This window comes from Chryseobacterium paridis, from assembly GCF_016595215.1.
Taxonomy (GTDB): Bacteria; Bacteroidota; Bacteroidia; order Flavobacteriales; family Weeksellaceae; genus Chryseobacterium; species Chryseobacterium paridis.
This window is the reverse complement of sequence record NZ_JAENHK010000010.1, coordinates 611,185-627,592: the sequence shown is the minus strand read 5'-3', so window position 1 is coordinate 627,592 and position 16,408 is coordinate 611,185. Positions and strand designations below refer to the sequence as shown.

Sequence of the window (16,408 nt, the reverse complement as noted above, 5' to 3'; positions counted from 1 at the left end):
TTATTTGAATTAAAATTTATAACTGTAGCCCAATCGGACAACCTGGGTTTCGTAATAATCATCACTTGTATATCTGAATCCAGAACCCTGAATTTGTTTTTTGATCACCATTGTATTGAATAGATCAGAGGCATTTAGAAATATTTCGCCCTTCCCATTTTGGATTGATTTTTTCACTCCCAGATCCACGGAAAAGCGACTCCCAATTCTTCCTTGAGGGATAATGTCGGGCGCTAAATACACTGCCGTAAGTTGAGCATTGATTCCTTTTGATAATTTGAAAATATTATTCATTTTAACATTTCCGGATACAGCTGTCTGCTGATCTGCAGAAAAAACATTGGGTTTCGGATATAGGTTTTCCACGGTAAATGCATTGATCTGATTTCTATAAATATTCCCATTGATATTAAATGAATAAACCGATGATATTTTCTGATTCCAGATGGCTTCAATCCCGGAATTATAGCTTTTTCCTGCATTCTGGAATATGGCATATATCAATGTGCTTTCAGGAACAATGCTTGAAATTCTGGTAATTGTTCCATTCGAAAAACGATGATAAAGAGAAGAGTATAAATAGCCATTGTCCCAATTGTATTTGTGGCCAAGTTCTATCGAATTGGTAAACTGGGGACGTAATCCGGGATTACCCACTTTAATGATTTCTGCATCATCATATTTAGGAAATATTCTAATATCTACTTCATTAGGGCGATCTACTCTTCTGTTGTAAAATATAGAGAACTTATTATGGTCATTTAGTTTATAACCTACCCTCAGGTTGGGAAATGGTTGGGTATAGTTGTACCCATTGCTTGAATAAGTAGGATGATTGGGATTTACATCATATTGAATCTTCACGTATTCCATTCTTAATCCTAATTCTGCTTCCCATTTTTCATTTTCAAAAATATAGTTTCCGTATACTGCGGGAATGAGTTCCTTATAATCTGCCCAACCTCCGGCATTAGCATCGATCACGGAATTGGCTCCAGGCAGAAAATTCATATTAGTAGGAATACTTCTGTTTCTCAATTTAACCCCGGCTTCAATTCGACCGTATTTGAGAGGCTTTACATAATCCACTGTAAAATCATATACCTGCTCATCAGATAGAAGCTTAAAAGCATCCTTACCTACAGTTGTTGGCAAAAAATTGTCATAGAAATACTTCTCGTCTTCTCTATGAAATGTATAATTGAAACCAACATTTAATAAATGCCCGGCTTCTTTAAATTTATGCTGATAAGAAGCTGTAGCCATTGCCGTCGTTTTCAATTCATCTTCTAAAAGTTGCCATAAACGAAGACGCTGAGAAAGATTTCCGTTGAAAAATGGTTGATCACCGCGATCCGTAATTTTTTCACTTCCATAAAGACCAGAAACTGTTAATGTATTCTGGCTATCAATATTCCAGTCTACACCTCCTTTTGTCGTGAGAAAATTGGTGTTCCTATTTCTTTTTAACTGAGAATTGATAATCGTTCCATCATCATAAGTTCTTGTGACAAATTCATTTTTATTAAGGGTTTCCGTGTATAAATTATCAGCCTGCAAAAAGACATTTATCTTATTCTTTCTGTAATTCAGGGAAACAGATGGGTTTATTTTTGGAGTTGCAGTGTACTGTGGTCGTATGGTAGGTAGATTTTGTTTTCTTTCCCAAAGAGAGCCTAACCCCAATGTTAATCCTACTTTTCCATTCCAACCATTCTGCTTGTTTTTCTTCATAATAATATTGATGATCCCCGCATTTCCGTTGGCATCATATTTTGAAGATGGATTATTAATAATTTCAATTTTATCAATGGCTGAAGCTGGAATATTATCTAATCCTGTCTGGCTTCCAAATCCTGTTAATGCAGTCTGCTTTCCATCAATTAAAACAGTTACCTTATCATTTCCCCGAAGCTGAACTTTGCCATCCTGCACCGTAATTCCGGGAAGATTCTGCATACTCTGGAGTACTGATCCCCCACTTTGGCTGATGTTATCGGCCAAAGAATACGTTTTCTTATCAAGTTGGTTGCTTACTTCATTTTTTTTAGAGCCAGTGAGAACCACTTCTTCAATTTTTGTTTCTTTGGCGCTATGAGCTATTCCCAGCTCTATGGGTGGAATATCCAGGAATTCCGAAAGGCTTCCCACAAAAAGGTTTTCCGTATGGGTATCATATCCTGAAATAGAAACTTCTACCAGGTAATTTCCTGGTTTTACTTCTGTAAGGGAATATCTACCTTCTTCATTTGTGATTGTTCCCGAAATAAATGCATTGTCCTTAGGTGATTTTAAAATGACATTAGTATAAGGTAATGCAGATTTACCGGTATTTGTTACAATCCCTGAAACCGTTACGGATGAAACCTGTGCCGTAGCCAAAGAGGTGAAAAATAAAACTACCGAGATTAGTAACAACTTGAATCTGATCATCATACTAGTCTTTAATTTCTTTTATAAAATTTCCATTCATGTCAAAGATCAAATCCTTACCATCTACTTCGGCTTCGTAAGTCATCACTCCTTTTGAATCTGTTATTTTAGCGGCTTCTTTTATTTTCTGATCTGGATAATTTTTAGCAATAAATTGCCTGATTGGAGTAGAAAGCGTATTAATTTTTATAGGAACTTCTGTTTCAATGATATCTCCTGAAGCACTAAATAAGACAGAGTATGCAGTCCCTTTTGATTGAAATTCAGCTTCAAAATTATCCTTCTCCATCTCCCATTTTACCTTTTTCGCTTCTGGAAATTGATTTTTAAAAGTAGTCTGAACTGAAACTGGAACTTTTCCTTGTTGAATCTTTTGTGCATGCACCATAGCTGCACCTGAAATCATTATTACTAAAACTGCTAATTTTTTCATTGTATTATATTTTAATTTATAGTACAATGATCGGATATGATTTAGAAGAAATTTAGAAGATGAAATCCTAAGAGCTTAATTCTTTGATTTTTTATGGGAAATAAGAATCATAAGAAGTAATAATCCGAATGATACCAATGATGCATGTAAAGTACCCAGATCAAGCCCTCCTTTTACAACAGGTTTGATAAGAAAATCTCCAAAAGTAGCTCCAAAAGGTCTTGTAAAGACAAAAGCAATCCAAAATAAAAGGACATGGTTAATCTTTGTAAGGTAATGAAGAAAAACAACAATAAGTATAATAACTCCGGTAACAGATGCTCCTGTTAAATAATCTAATCCCAGATTATCACTCAGAAAATCTCCAAATGCTGTTCCAAGACTATTAGAAAAAAGGATAGCAATCCAATAGTATATTTCTTTATTTCTCTCAAAAATAGGGTAAACTTCAAGGTTTTTATATTTTCCATACCATAGAAACAGAGTTGCTAAAAGTCCTGTAATTAAGAGTAGACTCCCCAAAAGATAGCCTGCTTTTAACGTCCTGTCAATAAAGTCTGAAATTTCTGTCCCTAATGTTGTTGTTCCTACAATCACAAGCCAGTATACAACAGGAATGTATTTTTTTACCTTTAATTGAATTGATATAGAAAGGATAAAAAACACTAAAGTAACCAGAATACCTATTGTATATCCGAGATTAAGGGTCATGGAAATGAAATCTCCTAAGGTTTCTCCCAGGGTTGTTGCCGTTATTTTCATTAACCAGAAGAGAAGCGTGACAGAAGCTACTTTATTGATTGTTTTCATTTTTTATTTCAAAGTTCCTCATCAATTTTGTAGAAATTTAGAATGAGGAAATTCTTAATGTGTAAAGTCTGTATTCATCTCTAAAATAGATACAGAAAGCAGATCTTCCTTAAAGCTTGGGAAAAGTTAATGATTAAAAACCGATAGAAAAAATATGATGATTATTCTGAAAACTATAGGACAATGTCCACTGTTGATGGTTACAGATCTCTTTAACAATAGACAATCCCAGCCCACTTCCATTAGTATCTGTGGAAGCTTTTGAAAATCTTTTGAACAGAGTTTCTTCGTTTAAAATGGTGGATCCTGAATTAGAAATGATCATTTGAGTTTGAGAAAGCCCAATGTATGCACTTCCTCCGTTCAATGTGTGTCTTACAATATTGACTAATAGATTATTAATCAGGGTTTCTGTTAATACCTTGTTGCCATTAATATTAATTCCATCAGCAATTTGTGTTTCAACAAGAATTTGTTTTTGATCAAAATGTTCCTGAAATAGTTCTAAACTCTGGTGAAGAAGTTCACTAACCGGTAGAACTTCATTTTGAGTGAATTGTTGGTTTTCAATTTTAGCAAGGAGTAAAAGATTTTGATTAATTCTGGAACTTCTCGTCAAAGCCCTGTTTATATCTTCCACGATCTGATATTGCTTTTCCGTGAGATCTTTGTTTTGCAATAAAACATCCAGTTTATTTTTAATGATAGCCAATGGAGTTTGTAGCTCATGAGAGGCATTTTCTGTAAATTCTTTTTGAGTTTTGTATACAGAAATATTGTGCTCTATTAATTTCTTCAACGAATGATTAAGCTCTTCAAATTCGGTGATATCAGTACTAGTAAAATCAATGCTATTTTGACTGTTAAGATTAAAAGTTTTTAGTTTTTCCAAAGTATTTCTGAACGGTTCCCAGACAGAAGCCGAAAGCTTTCTGTTTAAAAATAACAGCCCTAATACAATCAATATAAAAAAGAAAATAGTAATAGCTGCAATGACAGCAATGGTTTCATGGGATTCCTCAATATTCGTTTCTACAGTAAAAAGATAGGGTTTCTGATTAATGTAAACTACTTTTTTCAGACATCTGTAACGTTCTAGTTCTGGTGGGTGCGCATAGGTTTTTTGTTTCTCAATCGTAAAAGCCTGATCTTTCTTCAACGAATTAAAAGGAATTCTTTCAATATTCGTCCCTGGCTGAATTTTATTCCACAAAAGAATACTCTTTTCAAATTCTTCCTCGGAAAGCTTTAAACGTCCAAACTCATATGCTGTTTTTTCTACAATAGTTGTATTATGCTCATCCAGCTCGCCTTTCCAAATAGCATCCACTACCCAGTAATAAACAGGTATACTGATGATCAATATGATAAGAACATAGATCAGAAAGGGCTTTGTCGTTTTGCTTAATAATGGTTTCAAATGACTTTAATTATGAGTTATAACTTATAAAGTGGAAAGTTGAAAATTGAAAGTGGAAAATTAGATACCAGATATTAGATTCGTCAATCATAAATTAGAATTTAGATGTTGGAGATTAAACTTCACCGATAAGATTATACTTCATTAAAATACTAAAACCTCAAAAACATTTAAACTCATAACTCGAATCTCGGAACTCGAAACCTTTAACTTCTCATTTTCCACTTTCCACTTTCAATTTTCAATTATCAATTACCTCCCATTTATATCCTGTTCCGTACACCGTTTTTAAATAATGATCACAACCCGCATCGTATAATTTCTTTTTCAAATTCTTCACATGAGCATATACAAAATCGTGGTTATCCAGCATATCGGCAAAGTCACCGGAAAGGTGTTCTGCTAATGTGCTTTTGGAAATTACTTTATTCTTATTTCCTATAAAATATATGAGGAGATCGAATTCTTTTTTGGTAAGTGCTACTGTTTGATGATTGATGGATACTTTTTTGGCTAAAAGATCAATTTGCAGCTCTCCCTGTTGTACCGTATTTGCATTATTGAATTGTTTTCTACGGATCACAGAATAGATTCTCGCCAGAAGCTCAGAAAGATGGAATGGTTTTGTGAGATAATCGTCGGCTCCCATCTGTAATCCATTGATCTTATCATCCAAAGCATTTTTAGCAGAAATGATAATAACACCATCCTGTTTGTTTTGTCTTTTTAATTCTTCCAAAATTTTAAGCCCATTTCCATCGGGAAGCATAATATCCAAAAGAATACAATCATATTGGAACATTTCTATCTTTCGTGTTGCTTCAAGAAATGAGGATGCGAATTCACACAAATAATCTTCCTCCGAAAGATATTCGGAGATGCTTTTGGCAAGCTCAGCTTCGTCTTCTATGATCAGTATTTTCATTGGGCTAATTTACATATCCAATTTTGAAGAAATTTTGAATATACTAAAATAGCCTTTAAAATATAAAATCTGATTAAATATATAGGTTATTTCAAGATTAGAAATTGATTAAGCTCGCTTTTAAAACATCCTAAAATGAATTCTGTAAAGTATAGCTGAGCATCTAATGCTTGGGTTTTATGATGTAGCTCAAGTCTTTTCGTTAAAATGATCTCTCCCCTATAGGAGAAAGAAAAATAAGAGAAAATTTTATATAATGAGCTTTTTATAGGTGAGGAATAACCTGTAATCGCGATAGACCAATCAGTGTCGAATAATTTTGCAACATTCAACGCCATTGTTTTTGTTATATTTTCTGAAACAGAATCACACATTTCTGCTTCCTCTTGATCAATATCCAGAAATTTCACTTTTTCCAGCATCGTATATGTCGTAATCCCGCCATTATAAAATAAGGAGCTATTAGGCATTTGTGAAAAAGCCAATTGTAATAATCCTGAAGTTACACTCTCTGCCACAGATATTGTTTCTCCTGTAGTAAGTAAACACTGGCTGATATATTCAAGTAAATTTTGTTGAAATTGCATAATCATATTTTAAAGTGGTTGGTGTTTATTCTATTACTGGACGTTTATGAATCAAATATTTATTTAAAAATATTCTTGCGGTATTCAAAGACGAAATGTAATAGATTGATTACCAAAGTTAGAAGAACAAAATGCCACTTTTTATGATTTGAGTCATAGTTCTAAAACAGAATTCGCCTGTTTTCAAATTTTATAGAATTATCCTTTTCCATCTTTTTCAATGTTCTGATTACTGTCTCCACACGTAAACCGGTTAAATTAGCAATCTGTTGTCTGGTAAGCTCTATAGGAAATCCAAATTGACATTCGTTTTCAGAATAGCTTTTTAAATATTCCATTAATCCTTTAAGCCTTAATATTGGATTTTGATACGCCATATATTGAGTCATTAATACTTTATAATATAACCTTTGAGAAAGGCATGCGTTCATTGTTAATGAGATATCCGGGTGTTCTTCCAGTAATTTTAAAAAATTATCCTTTGAAATTCTTATAATTTCAGAGGATGTTAAAGCAGTCGCATTGGTGGGATAGACTTTGTTTACAAAAAGCAAAGAATCTCCAAAACTCTGATTTTTGCTTAAAATATTCTGAATAAACTCTTTTCCTTCTTCATTATAATTATTAAGCTTTACTTTTCCCTCTGCGATCTGAAAATAATAAAGCGCATGATCATCTTCTTTAAAAATCAATTCCCCCTTTTTATAACTTTTGTTTTCAGCACCAAAAGAATATAAAATTTCATGATCGATATTCATACAACTGATTGTTTTCATAATACTGATTTCTCTAAATTTGAAAAAGAAAAATAGTGAAAAACCTTCATTAATACAAAAGCTTTAAACCAATTATCGTCATATTGGTTTTATGAATGAAATTAAAACAGGTAAAACAATAAATGATCCCTAAATATAAATACGATCTACAGGTTGATTAGTATATAAAAATACCGCCTAAAAGACGGTATTTATTTAATTTTAAAAGAAATCTTTTTATTTTGCAAACTTCTTCGTACCAGCAACACATAGAATAACCCCAATCGTTACTCCCAGCATTCCAATACTTACCGGCTCATGAAGTAAATAGGCAGCCAGAGCAAGACCAAAAAACGGTTGTAGAAGCTGTAATTGACCTACACTCGTAATACCACCCTGCGCTAACCCTTTGTACCAGAAGATAAAACCAATAAACATGCTGAATAAAGCAACATAAGCTAAACCAAGCCATCCCTGAGTACTTACAGTTTCAACATGATCAGGGAAATAAATGAAAAATAACGGAATCATTAAAGGTAAAGCAATAATCAAAGCCCAGGAGATCACTTGCCATCCACCCAGTGTTTTAGATAATTTAGCACCTTCAGCATAGCCCAATCCACATAAGATTACGGCAGCCAGCATTAGTATATCGCCAATAGGAGAAGCTGAAATTCCCTGAGAAACGGCAAAACCTATTACCAGAAGACTACCTACAATAGAAAAGAACCAGAAAACCGGATGAGGGCGTTCCCCTCCTCTCAATACACCAAATACCGCAGTAGCTAAAGGAAGCATTCCTAAAAAGACAATAGAGTGCGCAGAAGTAATATATTGAAGAGCTAAAGAAGAAAGTAATGGGAAGCCAATAACACAACCTATAGAAACTAAAACCAATGGTAATATCTGCCCTTTTACAGGCCTTTTTTCTTTATAAATTAATAAAACAGCTAAAGCAAGAACACCAGCAATACCCGCTCGTGCAATCGTTACAAAAATAGGACTCATATCCATTACCGCTAATTTGGTAGCCGGTAAAGATCCACTAAACAGCAACACTCCAATGAAGCCATTGATCCATCCGCTAAGAGCCTGATCTTTTGAAATTGTATTTGTAATCATTGTATATTTTTTTTGATATGTCAAAATTAGAAAGGAAAAATAAACAAACACAGTCTCAGTTTTGTATATTTGCATGAGCACAGTTTGAAATATGAGTAAAGAATTTTTGTATACAGAGATCACTAATGGATTTGCTTCGCAGATCAGGAACGGAGTATTAAAACCCGGTGAAAAGCTTCCTTCAGTAAGGAAATTATGTATTGAGCATCAGATAAGTATGAATACGGCCAAACGGGTGTTTCTTGAACTGGAATCTCAGTCATTGATTGAATCAAAGCCACAGTCTGGTTATTTTGTCAGTCAATTACTTTCTATAAAACTCCCACTTCCGGAAGTAAGCCGGCCTTCTCTGATCGCCAATAATAATGAACCAGATGAGCTGATCAGTAAAGTATATGAAAATATGGGTAAAACCAATCTTACTCTTTTTTCTATTGCTATTCCGTCAGGAGATCTATTACCTCAGGCTAAGCTAAAAAAAGAAATCATCAACGCAACCAGGGAATTAAAGTCCGGAGGTGTTGAATATGAAGAGCTACAGGGAAATTTAAAATTAAGAAGAATGATTGCTCAAAGATCCTTATCGTGGGGAGGAAATTTTAATGAAAATGATCTGGTGACCACAAACGGAGGAATGAATGCTCTGTCTTTTTGTCTGATGGCTTTAGGGAAACCTGGAGATACCATTGCCATAGAAAGTCCTTGTTATCCGGGTATATTACAATTGGCAACAGGTTTTGGATTAAAGGTATTGGAATTACCCACCCACCCTGCTCATGGAATTGAAATCGATGCCCTGAAAAAAGCAATTCCTAAAATCGATATCTGTTTACTGATCCCTAACTTCAATACACCTTTGGGAAGCTGTATGTCTGATGAGAATAAAAAAGAAGTAGTAAAGCTTCTTTCAGAGAATAATATTCCGCTCATTGAAGATGATGTATATGGAGATATATACTTCGGTTCGCATCGCCCTAAATGTTGCAAATCATTTGATAAAGAAGGAAATGTAGTGTATTGCAGTTCAGTATCAAAAACCCTCGCTCCAGGATATCGTGTGGGATGGATTGCTCCCGGAAAGTATAAAGATAAAATACTGAAACTCAAATTACTTCATTCTACTTCTTCCATTTCTATTGTGAATGAGGCTGTCGCTAATTTTTTAAAAACCGGGAGGTATGAAAAACACCTTCAGGAATTACGGAAAACCCTGCAAAGTAATTATCAGAACTATGTGCAGACGATAGTTCAGCACTTTCCGGAAGGGACTAAGACCAGCAGACCGCAAGGTGGACTTTCTCTTTGGGTAGAATTCGATAAAAAGATACAGACCAGAAAATTATATGATCTGGCCATTAAACAAAACATTAGTATTGCTCCGGGAAGAATGTTCAGCCTTCAGGATCAGTTTGAAAATTGCATGAGACTTTGTATCGGGCTTCCCTGGTCAGAAGAAACCCAACAAAAGCTAATACAGGTAGGAAAAATGGCAAAAGTGATTGAGAGAGAATTCTAATCTACAACAAAATTTTTCCTTGCTAATTCTTTACGTACACGGCTTAAACTTTCAGGAGTAATTCCTAAATAAGAGGCAATCATCCATTGTGGAACCCTTAATAAAAGATCCGGGTACATTTTAATGAACTTCAGGTATCGTTCTTCAGCAGTTTCTCCCAATAAAGAGTTGATTCTGTCCTGAAGGCTTTTGACATGTTTCTGCAGCAGGATATCTCTTCTCTCCAGACTGTCTGGAAATTGAGAAACCAATTTATTAAAGAAGTCCGGATGTAAAAACAAAACTTCTGAATCTTCAACAGCCTCAATATAATATACCGACTGTTCATTAAAATAGATACTGGCTCTATCTGAAATCAGCCAGCTCTCAGGAGCAAATTGAATAATATGTTCTTTCCCGTTTTTATCGATAGAATACATTTTTAAAAGCCCTTTTTCTACAAAGAAAACATAACGGCAAATTTCACCGTGTTGTAATAGAAATTGGTTTTTAGGTATTTTTTTAACCTCGTAATGCAAGCTACAACCGTTTACCTGCTCCGTAGGAACATTTAAAACTTGAGCTAGATAGTTATTAATATTTTTCATGGTGTGATTTGGCTTATTGAAATATTCTGGTGCGAGGCATTGTTAATTGCTTTTCCATTTTCAATAACAATTAACTGAGGGCTTTGGTGGGTTACATCAAGATCTTCAGCAATTTTATTAGAAATCGGTCTGTAGGCAAGTAGATCCAAAAAATACAGATCTACATCAGTGCCCAGCTCATTAATTTCCGATTCAAAATTTCTCAATACTGTTTTACTGATAAAGCAACTTGTGGAATGCTTAAAGATAGCTACTCTATTCTTATAAGATCTTTCGATGGCTTCTGCTAAGTCTTCTTCAGATTCTATCTTTTTCCAGAAAGATTTTTGTTCTGGTTGATCCTCTTTTCCTCCAAATATTTTATCAAAAAAACTCATACATTAAATTGTTTAAGGTGATGATTGAGATGTTTATACTCTAAAAAGCCCCAGTCTTTTTCTGTCATTTTTCCAAAAAGAACATGTCTTTCGGGCAGATGATGATGAGTATATGTATCCCAATATTCATTCATTGTTTTTAAAAGTCCCTCCCGGCTCTCATCAAAGTTACATTCAAAATTAACGATTAGTTTTTGAAAAGTAGGCATGTTTCGGGGAATTCCATTATTAAAAATCCGCATTTCTACTTTTGTAAGGAAACCTATTGTCTCAAAAAGAGGGTTGATTGGTGCTATCTTCATCTTTCCTAATGCAATCTGTAGAATCAGATCACAATGTTTAAGCATTTGGGCTACATTCATTTCACCCCATTTTCTATAGGAATCTACAGTAAGTCCGGAAATCCTATCGATGATTTCATCAAAATAAATGCGGTTATGAAGATTTTTTTTTACCAACCTTTTTCTTTCTTCAGATTTTCGATATGTGCAAAATGATGATTACAATGCCAGTTATACAAAGCCAGATAGTATCTCAAATCATGATCCTGCTGGTTTTCCGGATGGTGGAACGTTCTTTCAAACTGTTTATTTGTAAGAGTTTTAAGCAAAACATACCATCTTTGATGAGTTCCTTTAATCATTCTCATCGCTGGTCTTATAGGAATATGAATGCTATCCTGAAGTTCAGCCCATTTTGCCTCGTCATAAGGTTTTATGGTTGGATTATCTTCTGTTAAAGCCAGTTTAAAACGAATATAACTATTGATATGACTGTCTGCAATATGATTGATCAGTTGTCTTACAGTCCAGCCTCCTTCTCTGTAAGGCGTGTCCAATTGATCATCGGTAAAATTTTCAATGAGATTTTTTAATTTCTCAGGAAAGTTTTTGATCACTTTCATGTACTTATCCAGTTCAATATCACAAATGTGATCCGGTTTTTCGAACTGGCCTATTGGAAATTTCTTTTCTTTTAAATTACTCATTATGATTATCTTGGTTAATATGTTCTTTGTCTCTTAACAATCAGCAATAGGAAATTTCTTCATGCTCTAAAATCCGTTCTAAAATTACTATAAGAAAAGCAACAAACCAATAAAAATTTACAGGTTGAAAAGATGAAAAAGAGCATATATCTGATATTTATATCACTTTATAGAAAAATTGAGCTTTTAATCCATTCAGTCGGGAAAAATTCAGATAAAAAAAGCTTCAATTTGATAAAATTGAAGCCTTAGTATTTCTATTAATAACCATGCAGTTCTATCCCCTCTGTTCTTTGTAATGTTACTTTCTTACCCATTTTCTTTTGAATCACTCTGAAATGTTGTAGTTCATCATCTGTAAGAAGTGTAATAGCCGTTCCCTTCTCATGAGCCCGACCTGTTCTACCAATACGGTGAATATAATCCAAAGGCGAACGTGGTAATTCATAATTGATTACACACGGCAAAGAGTCGATGTGAATACCACGACCAATAAGGTCCGTAGCTACCAAAATCTGAGCTCCGTTTACTTTAAACTCTTCCAGGTTGTTTTTACGCGCACCTTGCGATTTCTGACTGTGAATGGCTACCGCTTTAATTTTATTCTTCTTCAGTTTTTGAACCAGACTATCTGCAGATTTTGTAGAAGAAACAAAGATCAATGCTTTTTCAACCTTCTTTTCTTTAATTAAATAACGCAGAAAAGGTCCTTTGTTTTCAGGGGAAACATGGTAAGCCAATTGCTCAATATTATCAATTCCAACTTCTTCCTTTTTGATTTCAATAACCGTTGGATTACTGGATAAACGTTTCTTCATTTCAGAAACTTTATCATCTAAAGTGGCCGAAAATAAAGTTGTTTGTTTCATTACAGGCATTAGAGCAAAAAGTTTGTTCATTTCTTCTCCAAAACCCAATTGAAACATTTTATCCGCTTCATCAATCACTAAATGTTTAATTTCAGAAATGCTCAATGCTTTATGGTCTATCAGATCCAATAGACGTCCAGGCGTTGCAATAAGAACTTCTACTCCAAACATGCCTTTCATTTGTGGATTGATAGAAACTCCACCGTACACTGCCATTGTACGGATCTCACGCTTCAGATTGGCTGTAAAAGCTCTGAAAACTTCATCAATCTGAATGGCTAATTCACGTGTGGGAACCAATATTAAAACCTGAATATTACGGTCTTTCTTAACTTCTGCATTTTGTAATTTTTCTAAAATAGGCATCACAAAACAAGCCGTCTTTCCGGAACCGGTTTGTGCAATTCCCATCAAATCCTTTCCCTGTAAAATAACAGGAATAGCTTGCTCCTGAATTGGAAATGGCTTCAGATAACCTAGCTTTTTGACAGATTGAATAATATTGTGTGATAATCCCAAAGACTCAAATGACATAAAATACTTATTTATGGCAAAGATAAGCTATTGATATTTGGTTTATGCTCTAAACCGAATTCTTATAATAATTGTTGAATGCACGTGTACGCTAATGGATAAACGTATTCTAAACCATAAACCGAAGGTTCCATGTAGTCAAGAGTCACAAAAGGTTTCTTTCTAAACACTTTAGATCACTTAAGCAAGTTGACAATTGTGCCGTAAAAGTTCACGTAAGAGGAAAATCAAAGATTTTCATAAAACTTAAGTGTTCTTACTATGCGCAATGTTTGTAAATTTAAAATAGCTTAAGTGTTAATCCATTGTCCCAACTACTTATTTTATTCAATTTAAATTTTAATATTGTCGTTTTGTCCGATTAATTAATTTTGGACGATTTTTTGAGTATTAGTTTTAGTAAATTTATCAAAAATTCGAGAAATCTAAATATGAAAAAAGCGTTAATAATAGTCGATGTACAGAATGATTTTTGTGAAGGTGGGGCTTTAGCAGTTCCGGGAGCTAATGAAATTATTCCTTATATCAATCTTCTGATGGAAGAAAATGAATATGATCAGATCGTTTTAACCCAGGATTGGCACCCTGCAGACCATAAAAGTTTTGCAAGCAATAATGGAAAGAAGGTAGGTGAAAGTATTATTTTAGGAGGTGTTCCTCAATTTATGTGGCCGGATCATTGTATTCAGGGAACTTTTGGAGCAGAATTTCATAAAGACCTTAACAGAGATAAAGTAACCCATATTATCCAAAAAGGGAAAAACACTGAGATTGACGCATATAGTGGCTTCCAGGATAACAATCACTTCATGAAAACAGGGCTTGATGATTTCTTAAAATACCATGATATTCAGCTATTGGAAATTGTAGGTTTAGCAATGGATTACTGTGTGAAATTTACATGTACAGATGCTGTAGCTAATGGATATGTTACCTGCCTGCATTTTAACGGAACACGTGCCGTGAATGTAAAACCTGATAATGGAAGAGATGCCATCTATGAAATGATTCAGAAAGGAGTTACTATTTTAGGATAATTTTCTGATCTCAAAAATATAAGACAAGCACAGTAAATTATTTACTGTGCTTTTTCATTCAATTAAATAATACTACAATCAATAGAAACGGGCTTTAGCCCGTTACATAAAATACACCATACAAATTGGCTTTAGCCAAAACCTATACAGCCAGTTTTCCGCAGTAATAAAATATTCATCACTCATCATTCAAAACTTATAACTCTTAAACCCTCTTCATTTTAAGATAATTATCTACATTTGATAAAATCCTTTTCAATGAAAAAAGTTGTGATATCAGTTGCATTTTTTGGTGCATTTCTAGGAAAAGCTCAGAATACATCTACCAATGAATTTAAATACCTGGAATATGATATTCAAAAGATTCAAAGCTTATATAAAACCAATAAAACATCAGTAAAAGAAGTTATTGAAGCCTATTTAAAACGCATCAATGAGGTAGATAAAAACGGAGTTCAGTTGAACTCGATAATCACTATTAATCCTGATGCCCTAAAAATTGCTGATTCTCTGGATCATATTAATGTTAAACAAAAGAATAAGCCCTTGTTTGGCATCCCGGTTTTATTAAAAGACAATATTGATACGCATGACAAAATGCCAAATACTGCAGGCTCTTTAGCATTAAGAAACTCATTTCCTTTGCAGGATAGTTATCTTACTAAAAAACTAAGAGAAGCAGGTGCTGTGATTATCGGAAAAACCAATCTGAGTGAATGGGCTAATTTCCGAGGTAAGAAGTCAACCAGTGGCTGGAGCGGTTTGGGTGGATTAACTAAAAATCCTTATGTTCTTGACAGGAATACCTGTGGATCCAGCGCGGGTTCCGGAGCTGCTATTTCTGCCAATCTAGGCATTATAGCTATTGGTACAGAAACGAATGGTTCTATTGTTTGTCCTTCGAGTCTTAATGGGATTGTAGGGTTGAAACCTACCGTTGGATTAATTTCCAGAAAAGGAATCATTCCGATCTCAAGTACACAAGATACCCCCGGGCCAATGGCCAGAACAGTAAAAGACATCGCTATAAGTCTTGGAACTATGGTAGGTGAAGATAAAAATGATATAAAAACAATAGGCTCTACTCCATTTCTACATAAAGATTATACCCAATTTCTAACATTAAATGGGATAAAAGGTAAAAGATTCGGGTACGTGAAAAACATCACCAATGGAGCAAGCAAAAAAGTAGATCAGCTATTTTTGCAAATATTACAGGTTTTAAAAGATCAGGGAGCTATAATTGTGGAAATAGAAAAGGAACTGTTTCCAGAGGAAGTTTGGGAAAACTCTTTTAAGCTAATGGTAGATGAATACAAGGACGGGTTGAATGATTATTTTAAATCCTTAGGTCCAAATGCCGTTATAAAAAATATCGATGAGCTGATTGAATTCAATAAAAACAATAAAGAAGAGCTCCAATATTTCGGACAGGAATTCTTAGAGCTTTCAGCCAAGAGTAAAGGAACAAATGATGAAGAGTATGCGAAAGCAGTAAAAATGGCAAAAGAAGGAAGTCAGGAGAAAGGAATTGATTTCGTAATGAAAAAATATAATCTCGATGCTATTATTGCTCCAACGACCACAGAAGCCTGGAAAACAGATCTGAAAAATGGTGATCATTACACATTTGGAAGCGCTGATGCCGCTGCTATTGCAGGCTATCCAAGTATTACCTTACCAATGGGATATATTGATGATCTACCCGTTGGGATTTCATTTTTTGCCGAAAAATGGCAGGAAGGAAAACTCATTACAATGGCATATACGTTTGAGCAGGCAAATCCACAGAGAAAAGTGCCTCAGTTCTTAAATGGAAAATAAATTTTAAGACAATCAATAGAAACGGGCTTTAGCCCGTTACATAAAATACAATATACCTTTAACCAAAATTAAGAACCTATAGAAATGAGTTTAATCTCTATAAGCAGGAGTCTAGACTCTAACATTTATAGGGTGTGTGGAGATTCCTACGGAATGACAAATACAACGCAAAAACTTGTGATACAAATGAT

General features: G+C 34.3%; 16 protein-coding genes. 3 read left to right on the top strand and 13 right to left on the bottom strand.

The window, feature by feature from the left end; translation table 11 throughout:
- Positions 1–9 precede the first annotated feature (9 nt).
- The 8 genes from JHL15_RS12315 to JHL15_RS12280 all read right to left on the bottom strand — a co-directional run bounded on the left by JHL15_RS12315 (position 10) and on the right by JHL15_RS12280 (position 8,485).
- The gene (locus tag JHL15_RS12315; RefSeq protein ID WP_317193036.1) at positions 10–2,436 is read right to left on the bottom strand and encodes a TonB-dependent receptor domain-containing protein; all 2,427 of its coding nucleotides are present in this window, start codon (positions 2,434–2,436) and stop codon (positions 10–12) included.
- A 1-nt stretch (position 2,437) separates the two neighbouring features.
- Positions 2,438–2,866: a PepSY-like domain-containing protein gene (locus JHL15_RS12310; RefSeq protein ID WP_200246097.1), complete on the bottom strand. Its 429-nt coding sequence runs from the start codon at positions 2,864–2,866 to the stop codon at positions 2,438–2,440.
- Positions 2,867–2,941: 75 nt separating this feature from the next.
- A complete protein-coding gene (locus tag JHL15_RS12305; RefSeq protein ID WP_200246096.1) occupies positions 2,942–3,676 on the bottom strand; it encodes a COG4705 family protein in 735 nt (244 codons plus the stop codon).
- Between the two features lie 133 nt (positions 3,677–3,809).
- Positions 3,810–5,096, bottom strand: a complete 1,287-nt coding sequence (locus JHL15_RS12300; RefSeq protein ID WP_234047761.1) for a sensor histidine kinase — start codon at positions 5,094–5,096, stop codon at positions 3,810–3,812.
- Positions 5,097–5,337: 241 nt separating this feature from the next.
- On the bottom strand, positions 5,338–6,021 hold the full coding sequence (locus tag JHL15_RS12295) for a response regulator transcription factor (RefSeq protein WP_200246094.1): 684 nt from the start codon (positions 6,019–6,021) through the stop codon (positions 5,338–5,340).
- A gap of 86 nt (positions 6,022–6,107) precedes the next feature.
- Positions 6,108–6,608, bottom strand: a complete 501-nt coding sequence (locus JHL15_RS12290) for a CinA family protein (RefSeq protein ID WP_200246092.1) — start codon at positions 6,606–6,608, stop codon at positions 6,108–6,110.
- A 161-nt stretch (positions 6,609–6,769) separates the two neighbouring features.
- A complete protein-coding gene (locus tag JHL15_RS12285; protein WP_234047760.1) occupies positions 6,770–7,384 on the bottom strand; it encodes a Crp/Fnr family transcriptional regulator in 615 nt (204 codons plus the stop codon).
- A 216-nt stretch (positions 7,385–7,600) separates the two neighbouring features.
- Positions 7,601–8,485, bottom strand: coding sequence for a DMT family transporter (locus tag JHL15_RS12280; protein ID WP_200246086.1), 885 nt, complete (start codon positions 8,483–8,485; stop codon positions 7,601–7,603).
- A 91-nt stretch (positions 8,486–8,576) separates the two neighbouring features.
- Between JHL15_RS12280 and JHL15_RS12275 the strand changes: the two genes are divergently transcribed.
- Positions 8,577–10,001 carry an aminotransferase-like domain-containing protein gene (locus tag JHL15_RS12275; RefSeq protein ID WP_200246084.1) on the top strand — a complete coding sequence of 475 codons (1,425 nt, stop codon included), beginning with the start codon at positions 8,577–8,579 and terminating at the stop codon, positions 9,999–10,001.
- On the opposite strand, the gene JHL15_RS12270 is transcribed toward JHL15_RS12275, so the two are convergent.
- The 5 genes from JHL15_RS12270 to JHL15_RS12250 all read right to left on the bottom strand — a co-directional run bounded on the left by JHL15_RS12270 (position 9,998) and on the right by JHL15_RS12250 (position 13,356).
- Positions 9,998–10,588, bottom strand: a complete 591-nt coding sequence (locus tag JHL15_RS12270; protein ID WP_200246082.1) for a Crp/Fnr family transcriptional regulator — start codon at positions 10,586–10,588, stop codon at positions 9,998–10,000. The genes JHL15_RS12275 and JHL15_RS12270 overlap by 4 nt on opposite strands.
- The gene (ytxJ, locus tag JHL15_RS12265) at positions 10,585–10,965 is read right to left on the bottom strand and encodes a bacillithiol system redox-active protein YtxJ (RefSeq protein ID WP_200246080.1); all 381 of its coding nucleotides are present in this window, start codon (positions 10,963–10,965) and stop codon (positions 10,585–10,587) included. The genes JHL15_RS12270 and ytxJ overlap by 4 nt, the downstream gene beginning before the upstream one ends.
- Positions 10,962–11,423: a DUF1569 domain-containing protein gene (locus JHL15_RS12260; RefSeq protein WP_234047759.1), complete on the bottom strand. Its 462-nt coding sequence runs from the start codon at positions 11,421–11,423 to the stop codon at positions 10,962–10,964. Before JHL15_RS12260 ends, ytxJ begins: the two co-directional genes overlap by 4 nt.
- Positions 11,417–11,953, bottom strand: coding sequence for a YfiT family bacillithiol transferase (locus tag JHL15_RS12255; protein ID WP_200246078.1), 537 nt, complete (start codon positions 11,951–11,953; stop codon positions 11,417–11,419). Before JHL15_RS12255 ends, JHL15_RS12260 begins: the two co-directional genes overlap by 7 nt.
- Before the next feature lie 260 nt (positions 11,954–12,213).
- Positions 12,214–13,356 (bottom strand): DEAD/DEAH box helicase, encoded by a 1,143-nt coding sequence (locus JHL15_RS12250; RefSeq protein ID WP_200246076.1) that lies wholly within the window; start codon positions 13,354–13,356, stop codon positions 12,214–12,216.
- Between the two features lie 431 nt (positions 13,357–13,787).
- Between JHL15_RS12250 and pncA the strand changes: the two genes are divergently transcribed.
- Together pncA and JHL15_RS12240 are read left to right on the top strand one after the other, a co-directional pair.
- Positions 13,788–14,393 (top strand): bifunctional nicotinamidase/pyrazinamidase, encoded by a 606-nt coding sequence (pncA, locus tag JHL15_RS12245; protein WP_089026301.1) that lies wholly within the window; start codon positions 13,788–13,790, stop codon positions 14,391–14,393.
- Positions 14,394–14,651: 258 nt separating this feature from the next.
- Positions 14,652–16,217, top strand: a complete 1,566-nt coding sequence (locus JHL15_RS12240) for an amidase (protein WP_200246074.1) — start codon at positions 14,652–14,654, stop codon at positions 16,215–16,217.
- The last annotated feature ends 191 nt before the right edge of the window (positions 16,218–16,408 follow it).

What these genes read in the sequence shown, in the direction of transcription:
- JHL15_RS12315 (WP_317193036.1), bottom strand. Translation starts at nt 2,436, where the DNA reads ATGATGATCAGATTCAAGTTGTTACTAATCTCGGTAGTTTTATTTTTC.
- JHL15_RS12310 (WP_200246097.1), bottom strand. Translation starts at nt 2,866, where the DNA reads ATGAAAAAATTAGCAGTTTTAGTAATAATGATTTCAGGTGCAGCTATG.
- JHL15_RS12305 (WP_200246096.1), bottom strand. Translation starts at nt 3,676, where the DNA reads ATGAAAACAATCAATAAAGTAGCTTCTGTCACGCTTCTCTTCTGGTTA.
- JHL15_RS12295 (WP_200246094.1), bottom strand. Translation starts at nt 6,021, where the DNA reads ATGAAAATACTGATCATAGAAGACGAAGCTGAGCTTGCCAAAAGCATC.
- JHL15_RS12290 (WP_200246092.1), bottom strand. Translation starts at nt 6,608, where the DNA reads ATGCAATTTCAACAAAATTTACTTGAATATATCAGCCAGTGTTTACTT.
- JHL15_RS12285 (WP_234047760.1), bottom strand. Translation starts at nt 7,384, where the DNA reads ATGAAAACAATCAGTTGTATGAATATCGATCATGAAATTTTATATTCT.
- JHL15_RS12280 (WP_200246086.1), bottom strand. Translation starts at nt 8,485, where the DNA reads ATGATTACAAATACAATTTCAAAAGATCAGGCTCTTAGCGGATGGATC.
- JHL15_RS12275 (WP_200246084.1), top strand. Translation starts at nt 8,577, where the DNA reads ATGAGTAAAGAATTTTTGTATACAGAGATCACTAATGGATTTGCTTCG.
- JHL15_RS12270 (WP_200246082.1), bottom strand. Translation starts at nt 10,588, where the DNA reads ATGAAAAATATTAATAACTATCTAGCTCAAGTTTTAAATGTTCCTACG.
- ytxJ (WP_200246080.1), bottom strand. Translation starts at nt 10,965, where the DNA reads ATGAGTTTTTTTGATAAAATATTTGGAGGAAAAGAGGATCAACCAGAA.
- JHL15_RS12255 (WP_200246078.1), bottom strand. Translation starts at nt 11,953, where the DNA reads ATGAGTAATTTAAAAGAAAAGAAATTTCCAATAGGCCAGTTCGAAAAA.
- JHL15_RS12250 (WP_200246076.1), bottom strand. Translation starts at nt 13,356, where the DNA reads ATGTCATTTGAGTCTTTGGGATTATCACACAATATTATTCAATCTGTC.
- pncA (WP_089026301.1), top strand. Translation starts at nt 13,788, where the DNA reads ATGAAAAAAGCGTTAATAATAGTCGATGTACAGAATGATTTTTGTGAA.
- JHL15_RS12240 (WP_200246074.1), top strand. Translation starts at nt 14,652, where the DNA reads ATGAAAAAAGTTGTGATATCAGTTGCATTTTTTGGTGCATTTCTAGGA.